The following is a 4,101-nucleotide window of genomic DNA, read 5'->3' as shown; positions in this document are numbered from 1 at the left end:
ATTGATTATGTGTCCTTTGTGGTGCTGGATCATGTGAGGAACCACGAGTCGGCAGCTATTGAAAACCGAGTACACATTTGACTTCATGGTTCTGTCAAAATCCTGTGCGGTCATATCGTTTATAAGCCCCACATAAGATATGCCGGCATTGTTGATGAGGAGATCGATGTCGCTGCCGAGATGATCTATGGTATTTTGTATAAACTTCTCCATAAATTCCATATCCCCGGCGTCTCCGGTCTCACAGTAACAGATGCAGCCTTTTGCCATAAGTTCGTCTCTCAGAGAGAGAAGCTCTTCTTTGTGTTTGAATGAAGTGATAGATATGCTGTTATATTTGCCTGAAAGCGCCAGTGCTGTCGCCCTTCCGATGCCTGTCGAGGCGCCAATTATTATCGCTGTTTTCAAATCTGTACCTCCGCTATTTGTGAACAAAAATTTAATTCTAGTATATCATGCGAATTAAATGTTGAAAATAAAAAAGCACTTTGGTATACTCTAGTTGTTTTTGTTAACAAATGAGAATATACATTTATATTGAGATGGAGGCTATATAATGGGTAAGAAAGTAATGAAATTATTCTTAGATACAATGCTCAGAGCAGCGGTTATCATACTTGCAGTGGCTATAGTTGTCATGCTCGTACTGCTTGCACGAACCGTCAGCAAGAGCAAGAAATCAGACGCATCGGACACGGGCAATAAGACAAGCATCGTGACTGAGGAGTCAGATCCGTCAGATCCTACATTTGGAGGTTCAGGCGATGCTGCAGACAGCTCAGACACATCAGCGGATGACAGCTCACAGGACGCTTCAACAGAGGATGCAAATGCAGGAAATGGCAAGGATGCAAAAGTAGTAGTGCTCAACGCATCAGGCGTGTCAGGTGTGGCAGCTACATGGCAGACAACACTCACAGCGGATGGATACACATCAGTAGATATAGGAACATATGACAACGGAGATCAGTCAACAACAGTTATCTACACATCAGATTCATATGATGTGAGCGGACTTGTAAGCCTTCTGGGTGGAGCGGCAACGGCTGACAGATCAGATATTGACTCATCTGTTGCTTCAGATGTCGACATTTCAGGTGCAGACATTGTCGTAGTAATAGGTGTGGACAATGCAGCCAACAACTAGATATAGAAGAATATGTAGAAAATATATAGAAAATATATAGAAAACTCTGCTGATATCTGAATAGAAAACGCCGATATCAGCAGAGTTTTTTTACTGTAGTACAAAATGTTACAGATTTCGCCGGCTGTTCTACATTTTTCTGGTTTGTCAAGTATATATATGAGTAAAAACAATAGGCAAAAGTAATAAAATATACCGAAAACGTGACGAAAAACTCTATTGACATAAATGGGTATGGTGAAGGTTTCACAAAAAAGGAAGTTTAAACCAAGGAAAAACGGTTCGAAAACCGTCAAAATGTTGCAAAATTTGTGCACGTATACAATTTAGACAAAAGTTCAAAAATTTTTTTGAGCAATAATCACATAGAATGAAAAATGCCAATGATGTAGAATAACAATAGTTTTTAGGGTGAACAAAAACAAGATTATATACACTACGGAGGTAATTTCAAATGGCAAGTTTATCACTTAAGAACATTTACAAGGTATATCCTAACGGATTCAACGCAGTTAAGGACTTCAACCTTGAGATCGAAGACAAGGAGTTCATCATCTTTGTTGGACCATCAGGATGTGGAAAGTCAACAACTCTTAGAATGATAGCAGGACTTGAGGATATCAGCTCAGGTGAGTTATGGATCGGCGACAAGCTCGTAAACGATGTAGAGCCAAAGGACAGAGATATTGCGATGGTATTCCAGAACTACGCTCTGTACCCACATATGTCAGTATATGATAACATGGCATTTGGACTTAAGTTAAGAAAGGTTCCAAAGGAGAAGATCGACAAGGCTGTACATGAGGCAGCTAAGATTCTTGATATCGAGCATCTTCTTGACAGAAAGCCAAAGGCTTTATCAGGTGGACAGAGACAGCGAGTTGCTATGGGACGTGCAATTGTCCGTGAGCCAAAGGTATTCCTTATGGACGAGCCTCTTTCAAACCTTGATGCTAAGCTTCGTGTACAGATGCGTGTTGAGATCTCAAAGCTTCATCAGAGACTCCAGACAACTATCATCTACGTAACACATGACCAGACAGAGGCTATGACACTTGGTACAAGAATCGTAGTTATGAAGGATGGTATCATCCAGCAGGTAGATACACCTCAGAACCTCTACGACAAGCCATGTAACCTGTTCGTTGCCGGATTCATGGGTATGCCACCTATGAACTTCATCGATTGTAAGGTTGTTAAGTCAGGTGCTGACGTTCTCCTTATGTTCGGTTCACATTCAATCAAGGTTCCAGACAGCAAGGCTGAGAGACTTATCGCACTTGATGCTATCGATAAGGAAGTTGTTCTTGGTATCCGTCCAGAGGATATTCATGATGAGCAGCTCTTCATCGAGTCATCACCAGAGAGCGTAATCGATGCAAGAATCAACATCTACGAGATGCTTGGTGCCGAGGTTTACTTATACTTCACAATCGACCAGTTTGATATCACAGCAAGAGTAAATGCTCGTACAACAGCTAGACCTGGCGACACAGTTCAGTTCGCATTTGACTTAAGCAAGATTCATATCTTCGATAAGGAGACAGAGGAGATCCTTGTTAACTAGTCTTAGATAACACATAGAACTTACAATTACACTCCAGATAACTGGAAACAGTAGTTTAATTCTTGAAAAATTGAGAAAATGCAGAAAATACATATAAAAAATCTGCATTTTCTCTTTTTTTTTCTACAATTTTGCTTTAAAATAAGAGTAATGGATTACGGGATAAAACGTATAATGAGTATAAGGAGTGAAAAGAATGATATCAAACCAGATTCTTCAGGATACAATAGACGGATTAAAAGGTATAACAAGAACTGACCTGTGCGTGTTGGACACAGAGGGAAAAGTGCTTGCGTCAACACTTAAGGATATAGATGACTGCGAGGATTCAGTTCGTGCATTTGTTGATTCACCGGCAGAGAGCCAGGTTGTAAGAGGTTATCAGTTCTTCAAGGTGTTTGACGATAACCAGTTAGAGCATATTCTCATGGCAAAGGGCGAGACCGATGATACATATATGGTCGGCAAGATTGCAGCATTTCAGATCCAGAACCTTTTGGCCGCATACAAGGAGAGATTTGACAAGGACAACTTTATCAAGAACCTTCTCTTAGACAATCTCCTTCTGGTTGATATCTACAACAGAGCAAAGAAGCTCCACATAGATACTGATGTGAGAAGAATCGTATTTATCATAGAGACAAAGAATGAGAAGGATACCAATGCACTTGAGACAGTACGTAATATCTTCTCAGCCAAGACAAAGGATTTCATCACTGCTGTGGACGAGAAGAACATCATTCTTGTCAAGGAAGTCAAGTCCAACGAGACATATGACGACATGAACAAGATTGCCAAGGTCATCGTTGACATGCTCAATACCGAGGCGATGTCATCTGTACATGTATCATTCGGAACAATTGTCAATGAGATAAAGGAAGTTTCACGTTCATACAAAGAGGCTAAGATGGCTCTGGATGTTGGAAAGATATTCTATGAGAACACAGATATCATAGCATACAGCAATCTTGGAATAGGGCGACTTATTTACCAGCTTCCACTTCCTCTGTGCAAGATGTTCATCAGAGAGATATTTGACGGCAAGAGCCCTGATGAGTTTGACGAGGAGACTTTGTCAACTATCAACAAGTTCTTTGAGAACAGCCTGAACGTATCAGAGACATCAAGACAGTTGTACATCCACAGAAATACTCTGGTATACAGACTTGATAAGTTGCAGAAGAGCACAGGCCTTGATCTGAGAGTATTCGAGGATGCCATCACATTCAAGATCGCTCTTATGGTTGTAAAGTACATGAAGTACATGGAGTCACTGGATTATTAAAATGTCCGGTGGACAGTTATCTGGAATATAGATTGCATAGAAGCGGCAGCCTTACATATGGATATATGAAGACTGCCGCATCGTGTATTAATTTTAATTCAC

4 protein-coding genes are annotated in these 4,101 nt (G+C 40.6%); 3 read left to right on the top strand and 1 reads right to left on the bottom strand.

The genetic code is table 11. The features are described 5' to 3' along the window. Positions 1–408: SDR family NAD(P)-dependent oxidoreductase (locus CCU_RS06340; protein WP_208896048.1), on the bottom strand; the 408-nt coding region annotated here is incomplete at its 3' end. Positions 409–556: 148 nt separating this feature from the next. On the opposite strand from CCU_RS06340, the gene CCU_RS06335 reads away from it, so the two are divergent. The 3 genes from CCU_RS06335 to CCU_RS06325 all read left to right on the top strand — a co-directional run bounded on the left by CCU_RS06335 (position 557) and on the right by CCU_RS06325 (position 3,999). Beyond that, positions 557–1,147, top strand: coding sequence for a LytR C-terminal domain-containing protein (locus tag CCU_RS06335; protein WP_015533996.1), 591 nt, complete (start codon positions 557–559; stop codon positions 1,145–1,147). A gap of 454 nt (positions 1,148–1,601) precedes the next feature. Then, positions 1,602–2,714: an ABC transporter ATP-binding protein gene (locus CCU_RS06330; protein WP_004851294.1), complete on the top strand. Its 1,113-nt coding sequence runs from the start codon at positions 1,602–1,604 to the stop codon at positions 2,712–2,714. A gap of 196 nt (positions 2,715–2,910) precedes the next feature. After that, positions 2,911–3,999: a PucR family transcriptional regulator gene (locus CCU_RS06325; RefSeq protein WP_015533995.1), complete on the top strand. Its 1,089-nt coding sequence runs from the start codon at positions 2,911–2,913 to the stop codon at positions 3,997–3,999. Positions 4,000–4,101: the final 102 nt, after the last annotated feature.

Origin of the sequence: Coprococcus sp. ART55/1, assembly GCF_000210595.1 — a bacterium.
Classification (GTDB): domain Bacteria; phylum Bacillota; class Clostridia; order Lachnospirales; family Lachnospiraceae; genus Coprococcus; species Coprococcus aceti.
Note: the sequence above shows the minus strand (reverse complement) of the source record. Positions and strands in the feature narration are given on the sequence as shown.